The following is a 19,173-nucleotide window of genomic DNA, read 5'->3' as shown; positions in this document are numbered from 1 at the left end:
GCACGCACCCCGGTCGTCATGCCGGCCCGTTTCAGGCGCACGAAAACCTGGCCCACGCCCCTCCGGAACGTTGGCCCGAGCCTTCCGCATTGTCACTGAACGTGTCGGCCGCACGGGAACTGCGGTCCGAAATCCGGGTCGCGTCCGACGGCTCCGCGCGACGCGGCCCGCCACCGGGTCGGCAAGATCATCATGAGCTGCGGCACGCAGCCGCGAAGGGACCACGGCAGGCAGCCCTGACGGACCGCGGCACACAGCCGTCACCGAGCGACGGGGCGCTCCCGGCCCTCGGAGCGTGCGCCGTCGAAGCACCCTCAGCAGCACCCACCCACGGCCGCGGGGACTATGCGAGCGCGCCGTCGACGCACGCTCAGCCGCACCCACACCCACGGCCGCGGGAAACTACACGAGCGCACGCCGCCGAAGCACCCTCAGCCACACCCGCACAGGGCCGCAGCGAACCACGCGCCCATCCCCCACCGCCCCGCAGCCGCCCGGCAAAACTCGCCCCCCTTAGGAGGCGACACCACCGCTCAGTGCTCGACCACGACCTCCGGTTCCCCCACAGCCGTCGGCACCGCGGCCCACCCCCCGGCCGGAGCCTTCGCCACCGCCCGCCACCAGGGATCGACCACCGGCGCCGCCCCCGGCTCGAACGGCTCTCCCGGACGCGGCGACGCCATGGCGACTCCCGCCTTGTGCGCGAGCAGCATGGTCCGCTCCGCGGGCTCCGCCCAGGGATGCATCGCGAGGTTGAACGTGCCCCAGTGGATCGGCAGCAGCACCCCCTCCGCCGCGTCCCCGCCCTGCAGATCCAGATGGGACCGCACGGCCTCCTCGGGCGTCATGTGGATGTCAGGCCAGAATTCCGAGTAGGCGCCGAGCTGGATCATCGTGGCGTCGAAGGGCCCGAAGGCCGCGCCGATGTCCTTGAACCCGTCGAAGTACCCGGTGTCGCCGCTGTGGTAGATCCGGTGCTCCTCGCCGGAGACGACCCAGGACGCCCACAGGGTGTGCTGGGTGTTCCGCAGGCCCCGCCCGCAGAAGTGCCGCGCCGGGGTCGCGGTCAGCGTCAGCCCGGCGACCCGGGTCGACTCGTGCCAGTCCAGCTCGTGCAGCCGGTCCGCGGACACTCCCCAGTGCTCGAGGTGGGCCCCGACTCCGAGCGGCACGGCGAAGACGGTGTCCGTCCCGGCCAGTTGCCTGATCGTGGGCATGTCCAGGTGGTCGTAGTGGTCGTGGGAGATGACGACCACGTCGACCGGTCCGAGCGCGGCGAGCGGCAGCGGTACGGGGTGCAGCCGCCTGGGCCCGGCGAAGGGGAACGGGGAGCACCGCTCGCCCCACACCGGATCGAAGAGCACCCGCCGCCCGTCGATCTCGGCGAGAACGCTGGAGTGCCCCATCCAGGTCAGCCGGAGGCCGGCGGCCGGGGGCCTGGAGAGGTCGGCGAGCGTGGTGGGATGCACCGGGATCCGCCCCTCGGGAGCCCGCTGCTGCCGGCCGTCGGTGTCGAAGAAGGCCTTGGTGAGCTCCACCGCGGACGCGTCGGGACGGGTGCGGGTGGTTCCGCCGGGGTTCTGGAAGACGCCGTCCTTGAAGTGGGGGGATCTGCGGATACGCGCCATGCGCTCGCCGCTCGGGTCCGCACCGAAGGCCGCGGGCTGCAGCGCGCGGAGCCCGGAGCTCAGGGAACGGAAGCCGGTCACGGTACCTCCAGGTGGAGTGGCTGAGGAATCCATTATGGTCCGCCCCTCTGACAGTGCCGGGGTCTGTCCGGTCACACGGGGAAGGACGCAGGAGGGGCGGTCCACGTTGACAGAGCGCACCCGGATGCCAATACTGACTGCCCGTTCAGTAGCCGTCCGTCCACTCCGGAGCCCGCGTGACCACCCCCCTGCTGTCGCTCACCTGGACCGACCACGTCACCGGCCGCCAGGGCTTCCTGGTCGTCGACCGGCTGGTGCGGGGGGTCGCCAGCGGCGGCCTGCGGATGCGCCCCGGCTGCACACTGGACGAGGTCGCCGGCCTCGCCCGCGGCATGACCATGAAGGAAGCCCTGCACTACGACCCCGCGGCGCGGTACGTCCCGCTGGGCGGGGCGAAGGGCGGCATCGACTGCGACCCCCGGGACCCGGAGGCGTACGGCCTGCTCGTGCGCTATCTGCGGGCCGTGCGACCGTACGTCGAGAGCTTCTGGACGACCGGCGAGGATCTCGGCCTCAGCCAGGACCTGGTGGACCGGGCGATCGAGGAGACCGGCCTGGTCTCCTCGATCCAGGCGGTCTATCCGCTGCTCGACGACGAGGCCGCGGCCCGGCGGCGGCTCTCGGACGCGTTCGCGGTCGAGGTGGACGGCATCGGACTCGACGAGCTGGCGGGCGGCTGCGGAGTGGCCGAGTCCGCGCTGACGGCCCTGGACGCGGCCGGAGTGCCCTGTGCGGGCACGCGCGTGGCCGTGCAGGGTCTCGGCACCATGGGCGGGGCCACGGCCCGCTTCCTCACCCGCGCGGGGCTCACGGTCGTGGCCGTCGCCGACATCAAGGGCACGATCCACAACCCGGCGGGGCTCGACGTCGAGACGCTGCTGGCCGCACGGGACACCTACGGCACCGTGGACCGCTCCGCCCTTCGCCCCGCCGACCGCGAACTGCCCGGTGACGCCTGGCTGTCGCTCGACGCGGAGGTACTCGTGCCCGCGGCGGTCTCGTACGCGATCGACACCGGCAACCAGGAGCGGATCAGGGCCCGTTGGATCGTGGAGGCGGCCAACATGCCCGTCCTGCCCGCGGCGGAGACGCTGCTGGCCGCGCGCGGGGTGACCGTGCTGCCGGACGTCGTGGTCAACTCCGGGACGAACGCCTGGTGGTGGTGGACCCTGTTCGGCGACATCGGCGCGGACGCGGACGAGGCCTTCGCGCACATACGGCGTTCCATGCGCGCCCTGGTCGAGCAGTTGCTGGCGCGCGCCGACGCGGACGGCACCTCGCCGCGCGCCGCCGCGCACGCCCTGGTAGCGGACCGGTTGCCGGTGATCGCGGAGCGGTTCGGCCGGTACCGCTGACCTGGCTCGCCCGGGCGGTGCCCCGCAGGGGGACGGATTAGGGTGATCCCGTGGCGAGAGTGCGGTTGACAGTGGCCGAGCGGCGCGAGGAGCTGCTGCGGGCGGCCATCGAGCAGATCGAGGCGCGGGGCGTGGCGGCCGTCAGGATCGCCGACGTGGCCTCGGCGCTCGGGGTGAGCAACGCCCTGGTGCTCTATCACTTCTCCACGAAGGAGAAGCTGGTCGCCGCCGCGTTCACCTATGCCGCCGAGGAGGACCTGGCCCGGCTGCGCAAGCTCCTCGGCCGCCGCACGGACGCGCTGCGCCGGCTCCGGTCGGCCGTGCGCTGGTACGCCCCGACGGGCCAGGCCAAGGGCTGGCGCCTGTGGATCGAGGGCTGGGCGGTGGCCCTGCGCGAGCCGGCGCTCCAGGAGGTCATCCGTGACCTCGACCGGCGCTGGAAGGCGGCGCTCGCCGAGGTGATCGCCGAGGGCGTGGCAGCGGGAGAGTTCCGCTGTCCGGACCCGCAGGCGACGGCCCTGCGCCTCACCGCGCTGCTCGACGGCCTGGCCGTCCAGCTGACGTCCTACGCGGGCGCGGTGCCCAGGTCCCGGGCCCAGGAGTGGGTGGACGAGGCCCTGGCGCGCGAACTCGGGCTGGACGGCACGAGGTCCGCATAGCGTCGGGCAGGAGCACCTCGCCCCGCCCAGCTCCGGTTCCGCGCGTGTCTCAGGCCACCGAGGCGATCCGCGACTTGATGTCGTCCGGCGACAGCACGCCCTTGGCCGTCACATGGTCCCCGGAGGACTCCCCCCGGAGCCGGCGCCCGATCCACGGCACCAGGTACTCGCGCGCCCAGTGCACGTCGTCCCGCCGCACGTCCAACGGGCCACGAGGGGGAAGCGGCGGCCAGGGCTGGTCCGGATCCGCCGGCACCTCGAGACCGAGCACCTGTCCCGCGCGGAGCGCCACGCGCGTGTGCCCCTCCGGGGAGAGGTGCAGCCGGTCGCCGTCCCAGGCCCGCCGGTCCTGGACGGTCTTCAGGGACCACAGGTCGAGCACCGGGCATCCGTACCGGTCGGCGATGGCCCGCACATGTCCGTTGTACGTGGCGATCTTGCCGCGCAGATGCTTGAGCACGGGCACGCCACGGGTGTCGAAGCCGGTCGTCACCATGACCGTGCCGCACACCTCGGTGAGCCGGGCGATCGCCCGCTCGAAGCGCTCGGCGACCTCGTCGGGGTCGGTGCCGGGCCGGATGATGTCGTTGCCGCCGGCGCAGAACGACACCAGGTCCGGTGCCAGTTCGACGGCCTGCGGAAGCTGGTCCTCGACGATCTGGTCGAGCAGCTTCCCGCGTACGGCGAGATTGCTGTACCTGAAGTCGCCCTCGGGCCGCCGGTCCGCGAGAAGCACCGCGAACCGGTCGGCCCAGCCGACGAACGCCCCGTCGGGGCCGGGGTCGCCGACGCCCTCGGTGAAGCTGTCCCCCACCGCCACGTACGACCCGATCACTGATCTGCTGTCATTCTTCGAATCGTCTGCCACAGCAGTTCATGATTCACCTTCGATTGTGACCTACGCGACCGTAGGAAGGACTTGACTCGCGGTGAGATAAGCCACTCCTAAAGGGTTGACCAAACCAGGAATAGGCCTCCCGTCAGGGATGTTGACGCTGCGACCGCCACACCCTGAAGTCGCTGATCCTGAAGTCGCTGATCCTGAAGTGGCTCCAGGTCGTCCGGAACGCGAAGTGCCCCTTCGTGTAAGGCTCCTGGTCGGTGTAGTCGAAGACGAGCCGTCCGTTGTTCCACCACTGCACCGTGGGGCCGTCGGAGACGATCCGCACCCGGTTCGGCTCGTTCGCGACGAGCAGCGGCTCGGTGCAGTCGCGGATCAGCGGCCGCACTCCGGGTTCACCGACGTATCGGCGCAGCCGTGTCGTGGTGTTGTAGTTGGCCCCGTAGCCGGAGTAGTACGTCCTCAGGTAGTCGTACTCCGCGAGCGCCCCGCCCCGGCGGGTGGCGAACAGGTCGGCCGGGGACCGGACGTCGACCGCGTTCCAGAAGTTGTTCAGGTCGGACACCCGGTCGTTGACCCCGCCCTCGGACACGGGCGTGGCGGTGTACTCCAGGACGTACGGCCCCTCGAGCGGCTGCCTGAACCAGATCGTCGCGCCGGCGGGCACGTCGACCTCCAGGACTCCGTGCCGCGCCGTGACCGTGCCGCCCTGCTCCAGTTCGACGGCCCAGCACCGCAGGCCGTGGCGGAACTCGTCGTGTGCGATGAGGCGCCGGTGGCGGGGCGAGGCGCTCGCGGTGCCCGCGGGGGCGAGGGCGGCCAGAGCCGCTCCGGCGGCGAGGGCTCCGAAGGCTCTGCGCGTGGTCGTCATGGCGGACGGTTCCTTCCGTAAAGGAGCTGACCCGTAGAAAGCGCTTGCACAGCAAGGGAGTTCACTGTGCCCGGCCCCTCCCCCACCTGTCGACACTCACGGACGCCTGCCACGAGAACGCAACGAAGTGACCATGAAGACGCGGTCGGATACGGCCGCACCGTCTCTCGCGCGGAGAACACCGAAGGCCGGACCCGGGGATCGGGGTCCGGCCTTCGGTGGCACAGGGGGCGTCGTCAGCCGACGGCCACGCCCTTGGAGCGGAGGTAGGAGACCGGGTCCACGTCGGAGCCGTAGTCCGGCGTGGTGCGGATCTCGAAGTGCAGGTGCGGGCCGGTCACATTGCCGGTCGCGCCGGAGAGTCCGATCTGCTGGCCCTCGCTCACGGTCTGGCCGGCCGAGACGGAGAGCTGGGACAGATGCGCGTACTGCGCGTAATAGCCGTCGTTCAGCTTGATGACGACCTGGTTGCCGTAGGCACCGCCCCAGCCCGCGGAGACGACCGTGCCCGCGGCCACGGCCTTGAGCGAGGTGCCGGTCGGGACGACGAAGTCGACGCCGGTGTGGTAGCCGCTGGACCACATGCTGCCCGTCACGCGGTAGCCGGTGCCGACGGTGGCGCCGCTGACCGGGAGGGTGTAGCCGCTGGAGCTGGTGGTGTCGGCGCTCTGCGTGACGGCCGTCGACTTCGAGGACGACTTCGACTCGGCCTTCTGCGCCTTCTTCGCCTTGGCGGAGGACTTCGCGGAGGACGACGAGGAGGAGCCGCTCTTCGTCGTGCTCGCCGCGGCCTTCTTGCCGATCGAGAGCTTCAGACCCGGGTGGATCAGCGACGGATCGTCGCCGACGGCCTCCCGGTTGTCGGCATAGAGCTTCTTCCAGCCACCGCTGACATTCTGCTCGTCCGCGATCTTCGAGAGATAGTCACCGACGCGCACCGAATAGGTGCGCACGGTCGAGGTTTTGGCGGCGCTCTTCTTGGCGGCCGCCTTTTCCGCGGACTTCTGCGTGACCGGAAGCGACTGGACGGCCTTTTCCGACACCGACTGGGAAGTGGCGGCGTGAGCGCCGGTGGCTCCCATGAGCGGGAGGGCGAGCGCGGCGCCCCCGGTTCCGGCGACGGCGATCGAGCGGGTGAAGCGCTGGGACTTCGGACGGCGGTGCTTACCCTTCGCGGGCATGGCGAATTCCTCTCCGGCGCCTGCGAGGTGAGCTGTCGGGTGCGAGCTGGAGATGCCCGGCCGCGCCGAGACGCGGCTAAACCCCAAGCCTGTTCCGGAGACCGGAACAGGCGGTACTGCCTGTGGGTCCCCCGCTCCTGCCGTGGACGGGTGAGTGTGTGCGGAATCCGTTCGGCGGCAGGATTGGGCGTCCGACCGGATCGGTGGCGAACGTAAGCGAGCAAGACGCAAAGGGACAAGTGAGAGGTTCCCTGTGCATGCCTTCCTGTTGATCCCTTATGAGAATTACCGGTCACCCTGCGTCAATCGGGCACCCGTCATCCGACCTGAATCCCCTTGAAAAGCACGTGAATTACGTGAACATGACGGGCGACACACCGTCACCGATATGACGCTCCTCACGTCACGAATTCACAGGAGCCCTATTCATGGGCGGAGTTGGAGGGAAGCCATTAATTCGGACAGAAGCCCTAGATGCGACGCAGCCGGAGAACCGTCGCATCGAGGTCGCCACGCAGACCGGTGCGAAGTCCGTGATGCAGCAATACGGCCCCTCGGTGCACTTCGCCCGTTTCGAGGCATTCGTACGACGCTGTCGGGTCGAGTCCGCGCAGCCGCAGGGACGGCACGGGCTCGCCGTACTTCTGCGCCTGAAGCCAGGCGAGGACGACGGTCTCGTCCCCGAGGACGTACTGCACCGCACTGAGCCCACCCCGCGGCGGCCGCAGCCGGTAGAGCTCGCCGCGCTGCACCAGGGGTCGGATCTCCTTGTAGAGAGCCACCCACCGCCCGGCTTCGGCGAGCTCCTCCTCGGTCCACTCCGCGAGGTCGCCGCCGACTCCCAGCACTCCGGCCATCGCGCTCACGAACCGGAACCGCAGCGAGCTGACCCGGCCGTTGAGCTGGGTGTTGGGGCTGTCGGTGACCCAGGCGGCCATCACGCGCGCGGGGTGGATCTGGCTGAAACCGTGCTGAATCGCGAGTCGGTCGAGCGGGTCGGTGTTGTCGGAGGTCCACACCTGGTCGGTACGGCTGAGCACCCCCAGGTCGATCCGGCCGCCACCTCCCGAGCAGGACTCGAAGGCCACACCGGGGTGCGCCGCCCGCAACCGGTCCAGGAGGGCGTAGAAGCCGCGCACATGGTCGACCCACAGGCGCTGCGGGTAGGACTCGCCGGGCCAGCCCGCGTCCGTGAAGCAGCGGTTGAAGTCCCACTTCACATAGTCGATCGGGGCCGAGGAGAGCAGGGCGTCGAGCTGCTCCCACAGGTACTCCTGGACATCCTCGCGCGCGAGGTTCAGCACGAGCTGATTGCGGAACTCCGTCCGCTTTCGTCCTGTTTGGTACTGCACCCAGTCCGGGTGGGCGCGGTACAGCTCGCTGTCCGGGTTGATCATCTCCGGTTCGACCCAGATGCCGAACTCCATACCCAGCGCGTGCACGTAGTCGCCGAGCGGCTTGAGGCCGGAGGGGAAGCGGTCGGGGTTGGGCGCCCAGTCGCCGAGCCCGGCCCGGTCACTGGTGCGGGCACCGAACCAGCCGTCGTCGACCACGAACAGCTCCACGCCCATCGCCGCGGCCCGCCGGGCCAGGGTGCCCTGCTGCTCCTCGGAGATGTCGAAGTTCGTGGCCTCCCAGGAGTTGAACAGCACGGGACGGTCCTGCTCGGCGTCCGGGATGACATGCGCCCGCTGGTAGGCGTGCCAGGCGCGGCTCGCACCGCCGAAGCCGCCGTCGCTCCAGAGACCGGCGAAGACGGGGGTCGTGAAGGACTCCCCGGCCGCCAGCCGGAGCAGACCCGATTCGTCGTATCCGACGCCGCCGGTGATCTGCACGCGCGCGTCGGGCAGTTGCGCCACGGAGATCCGCCAGGACCCCGACCAGCCGAGGGCGCAGCCGTAGACCTCGCCCCGCTCCTCGGTGGCGTCGGTGTCCAGGGCGACCCAGGGCAGGTGCTGGTGCCCGGTGTGGCCGCGGCGGCTGCCGATGACCTTCTCGCCGTAGGTGAGGGGGGTCCGGGTGAGGAGGGACTCGGCGGCCCAGCGGCCGTGCAGCTGGGACAGCCGCCAGCCGTCCTCGCGGTCGGGCAGGGTCCAGGTGGCGGAGTCGGCGCGCAGCAGCTCCACCGGTGCCGGGTCCTGGTTGTCCAGGGTCACCCAGCGCTCCAGGACGTCGCCGCGCATCCGGTAGTGCAGCGTGATGCTCAGCCCGCCGTCGCGGAACCGCAGCCGCAGCTCGTCGCCCTCGCTGTCGTACGCCTCGAAGCTCCACTCGGTGCCGCGCCGCTCGTCGGTGCGCACGGACAGTGCGGGGCGGGTGAAGCGGGGGCCGCCCTCGACGGGGTACTCCTCGCGCCCGTCGAGCGGGGCCTCGAAGGGCCAGTACGCGGGCAGCGGGCTCACGGCGAGGGCCTCGGCGTCGGCGAGGGCGATCCTCGGGCCCCAGTGCAGGTGCAGCAGCTCGTCCTCGGCGGTGAGGTGCAGGGCGTAACTGCTGGCCGGCCCGGACAGAATCCACGTACGGCCGTTCTCGGCGATCTCCAGCATCGTGCTTCCCTCACAGATCCGAACAGGTGCCAACAGGTGCACTCAGGCACCAACATCATCAATGGCCGACCGCCCTGTCGGCAACGGCTGTGGACGACTCATTGCCAGGCTTGTGGACAACTCATTGCCCCAGGAACCCATGTCGTATCGTCGAGAGCGTGCCCCGCCGACGAGCCGCGTCGGCGGAGCCCGGCTGGGAGGAGCCCCCGTGACGCAGCAGATCCCGTCGACCGAACCCGAACTGGCAGGTGTCCGCAACTTCCGCGATGTGGGCGGACTGCCGACGGCCGACGGGCGGCGGGTGCGGTACGGGGTGCTGTTCCGCAGCGGTCACCTCGCGCACGCGACCGAGGAGGACGCGGCCTTCCTGTCCTCTCTCGGCCTGCACACCGTCTTCGACTTCCGCAACGCGGCGGACCAGAAGCTGGAGGGCCCGGACGTCGACCTGCCGGGCGTCACCAATGTGAACCTGCCGCTGAGCGACCCGGCGGAGGGGACCTGGTTCTGGAAGATGGTCCGCGACGGCGACATTGAGCAGCTGCGCGAACTCCTCGGCGACGGCAAGGCCGCCCAGCGCATGACGAACTCCTACCGCACGATGGTCAAGGAGCGCACCGCCGAGCACTCCGAGGTGCTGCGCTCCCTCGCCAAGGACAGCGTGCCCGCCCTCATGCACTGCGCGGCCGGCAAGGACCGCGCGGGTCTGTCCATCGCGGTGACCCTGCTCGCCCTGGGCGTGGAGCGCGAGGCGATCGTCGCCGACTACCTGGAGTCGAACGCCAAGCACCGCCGCTACAAGGTGCGCCGCACCAGCACCTCCGCCGACGCCTACTCCCCCGAGGTCATGGAGCTGCTCAGCCCCCTCTTCGAGGCGCGTGCCGAGTATCTGGCGGCGGCCTTCGAGACCATCGAGGAGACATGGGGCGGCGTCGAGGAGTATCTGGCAGAGGGCCTCGGCCTGACTCCGGAGCTCCGTGAGCGGCTGCGGGAGCGCCTGCTCGACTGAGCCGTGCGACCGCTACTGCCCGGCTCCCACCTCGAAGAGCAGGAAGATGAAGGCCGCGAAGACGTGGCCGATCGCCAGGTAGATGATGAGGCGCACCCACAGGGCGCGGGGGAACTTCTCTTCCATGTCCTTCATCGCGTCTCTCCAGGGGTGGGACCCAGGCACAGCGCGGCCGTGGGACTCTGCAACAGGGTGTGGACGAACAGGAGCTCGACGCCGTCGGGATCCTGGGCGGCGATGCGGTGCGGGGTCAGCGAGTCGAAGTGCGCGCTGTCGCCCGGGCCGAGCAGGTGCGTGGTGTCGCCGAGGCGGAGCCTGAGCCGTCCCTTGAGGACGTACAGCCATTCCTCGCCGGGGTGCACCCGCACGATGTCGCCCTGGGAACCGTGCGGCACCTGCACCCGCAGGGCCTGCATGGCGCGTCCCGGCGCGCCCGCCTGGAAGTAGGTCCAGCCGCCCGCCGCGGTCGGTTCCATGTCGGCGGCGCGCACCACGGCGTCCCGCTCGGCGACCGTCTCGCCGAGCAGCTCGGAGACCGTCGTACTGTAGATACGGGCCAGCGCGAGCAGCATCGGCAGCGAGGGCTGGCGCTGCCCGGTCTCCAGTCGGGAGAGGTGGGCGGGGGACAGCCCCGCCGCACCGGCCGCCGCCTCCAGGGTGAGGGAGGCGCGGCGGCGCAGGGCGCGAAGCTGGGGAGCCACCGAGGGCAGCTCCGTGGAGGCTTCCGAAGAGCTCATACCTCCATTGAGCCGTGGATTTGCCTCTGCGGCAATTTTCTTGCCTCAGAGGCAAACCTGCGCGGTCAGCGGTTGGCCACCGCCTGCTTCACCAGCGTCCTGCCGAAGTCCCACATCAGTCCGCCCCCGCTGTGCGCGTCGTCCATGACGTCGGTGAAGGCGTCGACGAACCGGTCCACTTCCTTCTCCCCGATCACCAGCGGCGGAATGAGCTTGATGACCTCCAGGTGGTCACCGGAGACCTGGGTCAGGATCCGGTGCCGCTGCAGAAGGGGGACGACGACCATCTGCGCGAACAGGCCCTTGCGCGCGGCCTGGAGCATGGTCCAGCGGCTGCGCAGCTTCAGGGACTTCGGCTTGCCGAACTCGATGCCGATCATCAGACCCCTGCCGCGCACGTCGGCGAGCAGCTCGTACTTGTCGATCAGGGCCGCGAGCCGGGACCTCAACAGGTCGCCGGTGGCGCGGGCGTTCGCGACGATCTGCTCGTCGTCCATGACCGACAGGACGGCGAGCCCGGCCGCCATCGCCTGGGCGTTGGACCCGAAGCTCGCCGAGTGCACCAGCACCCGGTCCATCGACGAGTAGACCTTTTTGAAGATCCAGTCCTTGCCGAGGGTGGCGCCGACCGGGACGTAGCCGCCGGAGAGCGCCTTGGCCACGCACACCAGGTCGGGTTCGACCCCGTCCTCGTGCTGGTAGGCGTAGAAGTCGCCGGTACGGCCGAGTCCGGTCTGCACCTCGTCGGCGATGAGCAGGGCCTTGTGCTTGCGCAGCAGTTCCTGCGCGGACCGCAGATAGCCGGGCGGCGCCTCGTGCACCCCCTTGCCCTGGATCGGCTCGACGACCAGGGCAGCGACGTCCCCCTTCTTCAACTCCCGTGCCAGGGCGTCGAGATCGCCGAGAGGGACGGCGGTGTCGGGCAGCAGGGGCGCGAACCCGTCCCGGAAGCCGGACTCGCCGTTGACCGACAGCGAGCCCGTGGTCAGCCCGTGGAAGGCGTGGTCGCAGTACAGGACGCGGGGCTTTCCGGTGGCGTACCGGGCGAACTTCAGCGCGGTCTCCACCGCCTCGGTGCCGCTGTTGCCGAAGAACACCCGGTCCAGGTGCGGGCTGTACGCGAGCAGCTTCTCGGCCAGCAGCCCGGGCAGCGGCTGGCAGTCGAAGCGGGTGAGGTCGGCGAGCTGCGCGTCGAGGACGTCGTGCAGTGCCTTGCGGACGACGGGGTGGTGGCGCCCCAGGCCCATCACCCCGAACCCGGCGAGCATGTCCAGGTAGTCGTTGCCGTCGGCGTCCCAGAAGTAGGCGCCCTCACCCCGCTCGTAGACCTTGTCGAAGCCGATGGTGTGCAGCATGCGCGGGAGTTGGTGGTTCAGGTACTTCCCGTGCAGCTCGTAGCGCTCGGCTCCGCGCTCGGCCAGGAGTCTGCCGAGGTCGAACTCCGTGGTCATTCAGGTTTCTCCTTGACTTCGGCCTGCTCCTGCACCAGGACCTCGGCCTGTTCCTGCTCGACGGCCTCGGCCTGTCGCTTCACGGCCAGGCTCGCGCTGATCCGCCCCGCCACCTCGACCGGCGTCAGACCGATGTCGGCGAGCACCTCTCCCCGCTTGGCGTGCGCGAGGAACTGCTCCGGGATCCCGAACCGGCGTACGGACACGTCGACCTCGGCGTCACCGAGCGCCAGCGCCACGGCCGCGCCCACCCCGGCGGCCCTGCTGTTGTCCTCGACGACGGCCACCAGCCGGTGCTCCGCGGCGAGACCCGGCAGCGCGGCATCGACGGGCTTGACCCAACGGGGGTCCACGACCGTGCAGTTGATGCCCCGAGCCTCCAGCAGCTCGGCGGCCTGGAGACAGACGGGCGCCATGACACCGACGGCGACCAGGAGGACATCCGGCACGTCCGAGGAGCGGTGCAGCACGTCCAGCCCGCCCACCCGGTCGATCGCCGGCACCGCCGGACCCACGGACTCCTTCGGGAACCGCACCAGCGTCGGCGCGTCGTCCACGGCGACCGCCTCCCGCAGCTGCGCCCGCAGCTGGTCGGCGTCCCGGGGTGCGGCGATCCTCAGCCCGGGCACGACCTGGAGGATCGACATGTCCCACATGCCGTTGTGGGAGGCCCCGTCGACGCCCGTGACCCCGGCCCGGTCGAGCACGAAGGTGACCCCGCAGCGGTGCAGCGCGACATCCATCAACAGCTGGTCGAAGGCACGGTTCAGGAAGGTGGCGTAGACGGCGACGACCGGATGGAGTCCCCCCGTCGCGAGACCGGCCGCGGAGACCGCCGCGTGCTGTTCGGCGATGCCGACGTCCCACACCCGGTCCGGGAACCGCGCGGCGAACTTGCCCAGCCCCACCGGGTGCAGCATGGCCGCCGTGATCGCCACGACGTCCTCGCGCTCCTCGCCGATCGCCGCGATCTCGTCGCCGAACACCGAGGTCCACGACGGCCCGTTGGACGGCGCGAGCGGCTCGCACGTGAGGGGGTCCATCACCCCGACGGTGTGGAAGTGATCCTCCTCGTGGGCGAGGGCGGGTTCATAACCGCGGCCCTTCTCCGTCAGGCAGTGGATGAGCACCGGCCCGTGGAAGCGTTTCGCCCGCCGCAGTGCCGACTCGACGGCCCCGATGTCGTGTCCGTCGATCGGGCCGACGTACTTCAGCCCGAGGTCCTCGAACATGCCCTGCGGCGCGAAGGCGTCCTTGAAGCCCTTCTTCGCTCCGTGCAGGGACTCGTAGACGGTGCTGCCGACCAGCGGGGTCTTGAGGAGTACGTCCTTCCCCCAGGCCAGCACCTTTTCGTAGCCGTCGGTCGTGCGCAGGGTGGCCAGGTGGTTGGCGAGGCCGCCGATGGTCGGCGAGTACGACCGCTCGTTGTCGTTGACGACGATGATCAGTGGCCGGTCCTTCGCGGCCGCGATGTTGTTCAGCGCCTCCCAGGCCATGCCGCCGGTGAGCGCGCCGTCGCCGATGACGGCGACCACATGGCCCTTCTCGCCCTGCACCTGGCGGGCCTTGGCGAGCCCGTCGGCCCAGCCGAGCGCGGTGGAGGCATGGCTGTTCTCGACGATGTCGTGCTCGGACTCCTCGCGCGAGGGGTAGCCGGACAGGCCGCCCTTGCCGCGCAGCTTGGAGAAGTCCTGGCGTCCCGTCAGAAGCTTGTGCACATAGCTCTGATGGCCGGTGTCCCACACGATGCGGTCGACCGGCGACTCGAAGACCCGGTGGAGCGCGATGGAGAGTTCCACCACCCCCAGGTTGGGCCCGAGGTGTCCGCCGGTCCTGGCCACCGCGTGCACCAGGAACTCCCTGATCTCCTCGGACAGTTCGCCGAGATCCGACTCGGACAGCGCCTTCAGGTCGCGTGGTCCCCGGATGTTCTCCAGAATGGTCACGGTCGGGCCCCCTTCGGTCCGTGCTGTTCAACTCACGGTGACGGCCGGCTCCCCCGCCGCGACGCCGTCCTGTTCCATCTGCTCGGCGATCTTCATCGCCTCCTCGATGAGGGTCTCCACGATCTTCGACTCCGGGACGGTCTTGATGACCTCGCCCTTGACGAAGATCTGCCCCTTGCCGTTGCCGGAGGCGACCCCGAGGTCCGCCTCCCGCGCCTCGCCGGGACCGTTGACCACACACCCCATCACCGCGACCCGCAGGGGCACTTCCATGCCCTCGAGACCCGCCGTGACCTCGTCGGCCAGCTTGTAGACGTCGACCTGAGCGCGCCCGCAGGACGGACACGACACGATCTCCAGGCGCCGTTGCCTCAGCCCCAGCGACTCCAGGATCTGGATGCCGACCTTGACCTCCTCGGCGGGCGGGGCGGACAGCGAGACCCGGATGGTGTCGCCGATCCCCCGTGACAGCAACGCCCCGAAGGCCACGGCCGACTTGATGGTTCCCTGGAAGGCGGGCCCGGCCTCCGTGACGCCCAGGTGCAGCGGATAGTCGCACTGCTCGGCCAGCTGCTGGTAGGCGCTGACCATCACCACGGGGTCGTTGTGCTTCACGGAGATCTTGATGTCCCGGAACCCGTGCTCCTCGAAGAGCGACGCCTCCCACAACGCGCTCTCCACCAGGGCCTCGGGGGTCGCCCTCCCGTACTTCTGGAGCAGCCGCCGGTCCAGGGACCCGGCGTTCACTCCGATCCTGATCGGCGTGCCGTGGTCCTTCGCGGCCCGTGCGATCTCCTTGACCTTGTCGTCGAACTGCTTGATGTTGCCGGGATTGACGCGTACGGCCGCACAGCCCGCCTCGATGGCCGCGAACACGTACTTGGGCTGGAAGTGGATGTCGGCGATCACCGGGATCTGCGACTTGCGCGCGATGGTCGCCAGCGCGTCCGCGTCGTCCTGCGTGGGACAGGCGACGCGGACGATCTGGCAGCCGGACGCGGTGAGTTCGGCGATCTGCTGGAGCGTGGCACCGATGTCGGAGGTACGGGTCGTCGTCATCGACTGCACCGACACCGGGGCCCCGCCCCCGACCGCCACCGGCCCGACCATGATCTGCCGCGACACGCGCCGCTCGGCGATCGGCCGGACCGGTACCTCGGGGACGCCCAAGGGAATGGCGGTCATGGCGCTACTCGCGGTTTCCGGAGACCGTCTCGCGCATGGCGCGCAGCGACTCCTTGAGCGAGCCCATGGTGGCGAGGACGGCGGTGGGCTCGTAGCCGCAGTGCGCCATGCAGTTGGCGCACCGCGGGTCCTTGCCGCGGCCGTACTTGTCCCAGTCGGTCTCCTCGATGAGTTCGCGGTACGTCGGCACGTAGCCGTCGCTCATCAGGTAGCAGGGGCGCTGCCAGCCGAACAGGGAGTAGTTCGGGATCGCCCAGGCCGTGCACGGGAAGTCGACCTTGCCCTCCAGGAAGTCCAGGAAGAGCGGTGAGTGGTTGAGCCGCCACTTCTTGCGGTTGCCGCCCGCGAAGGCCTTCTTGAACAGCTCGCGGGTCTGCTCCACGCCCAGGAAGTGCTCCTGGTCGGGCGCCTTCTCGTAGGCGTAGGCGGGCGAGATCATCATCTCGTCGACCTTGAGGTCGTCGTTGAGGAAGTTGAGCACCTCGATGATGGTCTGCGGGGTGTCGGTGTTGAAGAAGGTCGAGTTGGTGGTGACCCGGAAGCCGCGCTTCTTGGCCTCCTTGATCGCCTCGACGGCCTCGTCGAACACGCCCTCCTTGGCCACCGACTCGTCGTGCCGCTCGCGCAGTCCGTCGATGTGCACCGCGAAGGCGAAGTAGGGGGAGGGCTTGAACTTGTCCATCTTCTTGCGCAGCAGCATGGCGTTGGTGCAGAGGAAGACGTACTTCTTCTTGGCCACCAACTGCCGCACGATCTCGTCGATCTGCGGGTGCATGAGCGGTTCACCGCCGGCGATGGACACCATCGGCGCACCGGACTCCAACACCGCCCCGACGGCCTGCGCCACCGGCATGCGCTGCTTGAGCACACCCGCCGGATGCTGGATCTTGCCGCAGCCCTCGCACTTGAGATTGCACGCGAAGAGAGGCTCGAGCTCCACGATCAGCGGGAACTTGTCCCGCTTGCGGAGCTTCTGTTCGGCCAAGTATGTAGCGACCTTGATGGACTGACGCAGCGGCATGGCCATCTGGCTCACCTCCTGGGGAGCAGCAAGGAACGGTGCCATTCGTAGAAAGCTGGAAGAACGGAACGAAGGACGCGGAAGGCTGATATTCCACCGCGTACCGTGCCGATCCGGACGAGTTCATGTTGTGGAGCGTCCACGACCACCCGGACGGCCGCAACGGGGCGCTCGCCCGCGCGCACGGCGCTCAGAAGCGTGGCCGCGGACTCCATGTCGACCGCGATCGCGCCGGTCGCGAACAGCTCCGACCGTTCGAGACCGCGGATGATGTGATCGGAGCCGGTGAGGGGTCCGGTGTGCACGGTACGTCCCGGTACGGCCCGTACGAGCTCCTTGACGAGTAGGTCGGTCTCCACACAGGGAACGGTTCCGTCCGGATCCCGGGTCTCCTCGGCGACCACCAGATCGCCGGGGTGCATCCCGGGGGCGAGCCCCGCGCAGAAGCCGGTGGCCAGGACGGCGGCCCCGGCGAGCGCGGGGTCCGCCAGGCGCCGGGTGACGGACCGTTCCGCCGCCTTGGGACCCATGCCCGTCCGGAGCAGGGTGACCGGCCCGCCGGCCCCGCCGCGCTCGCCGGTGCGCAGGGCGAGGTGCTCGATGCCGAGGGCGCAGGCGATCAGCAGCGGAGCGGTGGCGGGCTGGGTGCTCATCAGAGGGCCTCGGTCCGGGAGAACGGTTCTCCATGGACGTAGCGGCCCAGGGCGGTGAGCGGGAAGACCTGCCGGTAGAGGTGGTAGTTGATGGAGAAGTCCCAGGGGAAGCCGGTGCCGGTGAAGTAGGGCTCGTCCCAGGAGCCGTCCTCGCGCTGGGTGCTCGCGAGCCACTCGATGCCGCGTTCGACCGCCTTGGAGTCCTTCTCCCCCGCGGCCAGCAGCGCCATCAGCGCCCAGGCCGTCTGCGACGCGGTGGAGGCGCCGCGGCCGCTCCATTCCCTGGCGTACTTGTAGGAGCGCAGGTCCTCGCCCCAGCCTCCGTCGTCGTTCTGCACCTTCTCCAGCCAGGCCACCGCCCGCCGGATCGCGGGGTGCGAGGCGGGCAGACCCGCGGCCGTCAGCGCGGGCACCACCGAACCGGTGCCGTAGACGTAGTTGACGCCCCAGCGCCCGAACCACGAGCCGTCCGGCTCCTGTTCGGCTAGCAGCCACTCGATGCCGCGCCGGGTGCGCGGGTCGTGGGAGAGCCCCTCGACGGCCAGCATCTCCACCACATGGGCGGTGACGTCGGCCGACGGCGGGTCGATGACCTCGCCGAAGTCGCAGAACGGCAGCCGGTTGGGGAACGGGCTGGTGTTGTCGACGTCGAAGGCGCCCCACGCTCCGTTCTTCGACTGCATCCCGAGGTTCCAGCGCACCCCGCGCCCGATGGCCCGCTCCACCCGCTCGGGGTCGTGGTGCCTGACCCGGCGCAGGGCTAGGACGACCTCGGCGGTGTCGTCGATGTCGGGGTAGTTGTCGTTGTGGAATTCGAACGCCCATCCTCCCGGCGGGAGTTGGGGTCGTTTGACCGCCCAGTCGCCGGGTCGCACGATCTCCTCGCCGAGCATCCAGTCCGCGGCCCTGACGAGCTGCGGGTGGTCGGCGGGCACGCCCGCGTCGACGAGCGCGATGGTGGCGAGGCAGGTGTCCCAGACCGGCGACTGGCAGGCCTCGATCATCCGGGACCCGTCCTCGCGCCAGATGGCGAAGCGGTCCAGGGACTCGAGCCCGGCCCGCATGACCGGGTGTTCGAGGTCGTAGCCCAGCAGGTGCAGCGCGATCACCGAGTACACGGCCGGCGGCTGGATGCCGCCCCAGCAGCCGTCGTTCTCCTGCCGCTCGATGATCCAGCGGGCCGCGGAGTTCATCGCGGCTCTGCGCAGTCTGCGCGGGGCCACCTTGCGCAGCTGGTGCAGGGCCTTGTCGAGACGCTGGAAGGCGCCGTCCCAACTCGCCACGGGGGCAAGGGGCTTGGCCGGGTTCGGGTCGGCCGGGTCGGCGTGCAGCTCGTCGAGCGGGAAGGGCGCGGGCCGCACCGGGCGCTTCGCGGAGACGATCGTCAGCGGGACGATGGTCTGGCGGGCCCAGCAGCCGAAGTCGTAGATGTTGAGGGGGACCCACTTGGGGAAGTAGATGAGTTCCGGCGGGAGTTCGGGCAGGTCCTCCCACTTCCACCAGCCGAACAGGGCGAGCCAGATCCGGGTGAACACCCGGGCGGAGGCGATACCGCCCTGGGCTCGGATCCAGGCGGAGGCCCTCGCCATGTGGGGGGCGTCCGGCGCGTCGCCGTCCATGCGGAGGGCGACGTACGCCTCGATGGTGGTGGACAGTTCGCCGGGCCCGCCGTAGAAGCTCGCCCAGGTGCCGTCCTCGCGCTGCTCGCCGCGGATGAACTGGGCGGCGGCCCGGGTGGTCGACTCGTCACGGATGCCGATGAACTGACGGAGCAGCAGGTCCTCGGCGTCCATCGTGACGTTGGTCTCGAGGTCGCCCTTCCACCAGCCCTGGGCGTCCTGCCGGGCGAGCAAGTGCTCGGTGGCGCGCCGGACGGCGCGTTCGGCGGCTTCTTGTACCCCGGCCGCCACGGGGGTGTCGAGACGGGTTTCGCTGGCCGCGGCAGCGCGGGGCGGCAGAGCCCCGGTGCTTCCGTCGGTCGTCGCTGTCATGGCTTCCCCTTCGTGCAGTGT

The 19,173-nt window shown here is 70.1% G+C and carries 16 protein-coding genes and 1 riboswitch; of the genes, 3 read left to right on the top strand and 13 right to left on the bottom strand.

Going from position 1 to position 19,173, the window contains the following annotated elements; translation table 11 throughout:
• Window positions 1-533: 533 nt before the first annotated feature.
• Window positions 534-1,709, bottom strand: a complete 1,176-nt coding sequence (locus IOD14_RS14575) for an MBL fold metallo-hydrolase (RefSeq protein WP_212670436.1) — start codon at window positions 1,707-1,709, stop codon at window positions 534-536.
• Between the two features lie 176 nt (window positions 1,710-1,885).
• Here IOD14_RS14575 and IOD14_RS14570 point away from each other — a divergent pair, with 176 nt between their 5' ends.
• Window positions 1,886-3,064 carry a glutamate dehydrogenase gene (locus IOD14_RS14570; protein WP_212670435.1) on the top strand — a complete coding sequence of 393 codons (1,179 nt, stop codon included), beginning with the start codon at window positions 1,886-1,888 and terminating at the stop codon, window positions 3,062-3,064.
• A gap of 50 nt (window positions 3,065-3,114) precedes the next feature.
• On the top strand, window positions 3,115-3,723 hold the full coding sequence (locus tag IOD14_RS14565) for a TetR/AcrR family transcriptional regulator (protein WP_212670434.1): 609 nt from the start codon (window positions 3,115-3,117) through the stop codon (window positions 3,721-3,723).
• Window positions 3,724-3,772: 49 nt separating this feature from the next.
• Here the strand turns inward: IOD14_RS14565 and IOD14_RS14560 are convergent, their stop codons facing one another.
• The 4 genes from IOD14_RS14560 to IOD14_RS14545 all read right to left on the bottom strand — a co-directional run bounded on the left by IOD14_RS14560 (window position 3,773) and on the right by IOD14_RS14545 (window position 9,162).
• Window positions 3,773-4,558 (bottom strand): SGNH/GDSL hydrolase family protein, encoded by a 786-nt coding sequence (locus IOD14_RS14560; protein WP_123994880.1) that lies wholly within the window; start codon window positions 4,556-4,558, stop codon window positions 3,773-3,775.
• 145 nt (window positions 4,559-4,703) lie between these two features.
• Entirely contained in the window at window positions 4,704-5,435 is a 732-nt protein-coding gene (locus IOD14_RS14555; protein WP_212670433.1) for a DUF6250 domain-containing protein, read from the bottom strand.
• A 236-nt stretch (window positions 5,436-5,671) separates the two neighbouring features.
• A complete protein-coding gene (locus IOD14_RS14550; protein WP_212670432.1) occupies window positions 5,672-6,616 on the bottom strand; it encodes a LysM peptidoglycan-binding domain-containing M23 family metallopeptidase in 945 nt (314 codons plus the stop codon).
• 4 nt (window positions 6,617-6,620) lie between these two features.
• A riboswitch (cyclic di-AMP (ydaO/yuaA leader) is annotated at window positions 6,621-6,779 on the bottom strand.
• A gap of 307 nt (window positions 6,780-7,086) precedes the next feature.
• Complete coding sequence (locus tag IOD14_RS14545) at window positions 7,087-9,162, bottom strand: alpha-galactosidase (protein ID WP_123994039.1); 2,076 nt, start codon at window positions 9,160-9,162, stop codon at window positions 7,087-7,089.
• Between the two features lie 208 nt (window positions 9,163-9,370).
• Here IOD14_RS14545 and IOD14_RS14540 point away from each other — a divergent pair, with 208 nt between their 5' ends.
• Window positions 9,371-10,168, top strand: a complete 798-nt coding sequence (locus tag IOD14_RS14540) for a tyrosine-protein phosphatase (protein ID WP_123994040.1) — start codon at window positions 9,371-9,373, stop codon at window positions 10,166-10,168.
• A gap of 12 nt (window positions 10,169-10,180) precedes the next feature.
• Here IOD14_RS14540 and IOD14_RS14535 read toward each other — a convergent pair whose 3' ends face one another.
• From IOD14_RS14535 to shc, 8 genes are all read right to left on the bottom strand, one after another.
• Complete coding sequence (locus tag IOD14_RS14535; RefSeq protein WP_123994041.1) at window positions 10,181-10,303, bottom strand: DUF6126 family protein; 123 nt, start codon at window positions 10,301-10,303, stop codon at window positions 10,181-10,183.
• On the bottom strand, window positions 10,300-10,905 hold the full coding sequence (locus IOD14_RS14530) for an XRE family transcriptional regulator (protein ID WP_123994042.1): 606 nt from the start codon (window positions 10,903-10,905) through the stop codon (window positions 10,300-10,302). Before IOD14_RS14530 ends, IOD14_RS14535 begins: the two co-directional genes overlap by 4 nt.
• Window positions 10,906-10,970: 65 nt before the next feature.
• Window positions 10,971-12,356 (bottom strand): aspartate aminotransferase family protein, encoded by a 1,386-nt coding sequence (locus tag IOD14_RS14525; RefSeq protein WP_123994043.1) that lies wholly within the window; start codon window positions 12,354-12,356, stop codon window positions 10,971-10,973.
• Window positions 12,353-14,302, bottom strand: coding sequence for a 1-deoxy-D-xylulose-5-phosphate synthase (gene dxs / locus IOD14_RS14520; RefSeq protein WP_212670431.1), 1,950 nt, complete (start codon window positions 14,300-14,302; stop codon window positions 12,353-12,355). The genes IOD14_RS14525 and dxs overlap by 4 nt, the downstream gene beginning before the upstream one ends.
• 27 nt (window positions 14,303-14,329) lie before the next feature.
• Window positions 14,330-15,487 carry a flavodoxin-dependent (E)-4-hydroxy-3-methylbut-2-enyl-diphosphate synthase gene (ispG, locus tag IOD14_RS14515; protein WP_123994045.1) on the bottom strand — a complete coding sequence of 386 codons (1,158 nt, stop codon included), beginning with the start codon at window positions 15,485-15,487 and terminating at the stop codon, window positions 14,330-14,332.
• Between the two features lie 4 nt (window positions 15,488-15,491).
• Window positions 15,492-16,514, bottom strand: a complete 1,023-nt coding sequence (hpnH, locus tag IOD14_RS14510; protein ID WP_037716058.1) for an adenosyl-hopene transferase HpnH — start codon at window positions 16,512-16,514, stop codon at window positions 15,492-15,494.
• A 5-nt stretch (window positions 16,515-16,519) separates the two neighbouring features.
• A complete protein-coding gene (locus IOD14_RS14505) occupies window positions 16,520-17,161 on the bottom strand; it encodes a 1-hydroxy-2-methyl-2-butenyl 4-diphosphate reductase (protein WP_123994046.1) in 642 nt (213 codons plus the stop codon).
• Complete coding sequence (gene shc, locus IOD14_RS14500) at window positions 17,161-19,152, bottom strand: squalene--hopene cyclase (RefSeq protein ID WP_123994047.1); 1,992 nt, start codon at window positions 19,150-19,152, stop codon at window positions 17,161-17,163. The genes IOD14_RS14505 and shc overlap by 1 nt, the downstream gene beginning before the upstream one ends.
• Window positions 19,153-19,173 lie beyond the last annotated feature (21 nt).

Origin of the sequence: Streptomyces sp. A2-16, from assembly GCF_018128905.1 — a bacterium.
In the GTDB taxonomy this organism is placed as follows: Bacteria; Actinomycetota; Actinomycetes; order Streptomycetales; family Streptomycetaceae; genus Streptomyces.
Note: the sequence above shows the minus strand (reverse complement) of the source record. Positions and strands in the feature narration are given on the sequence as shown.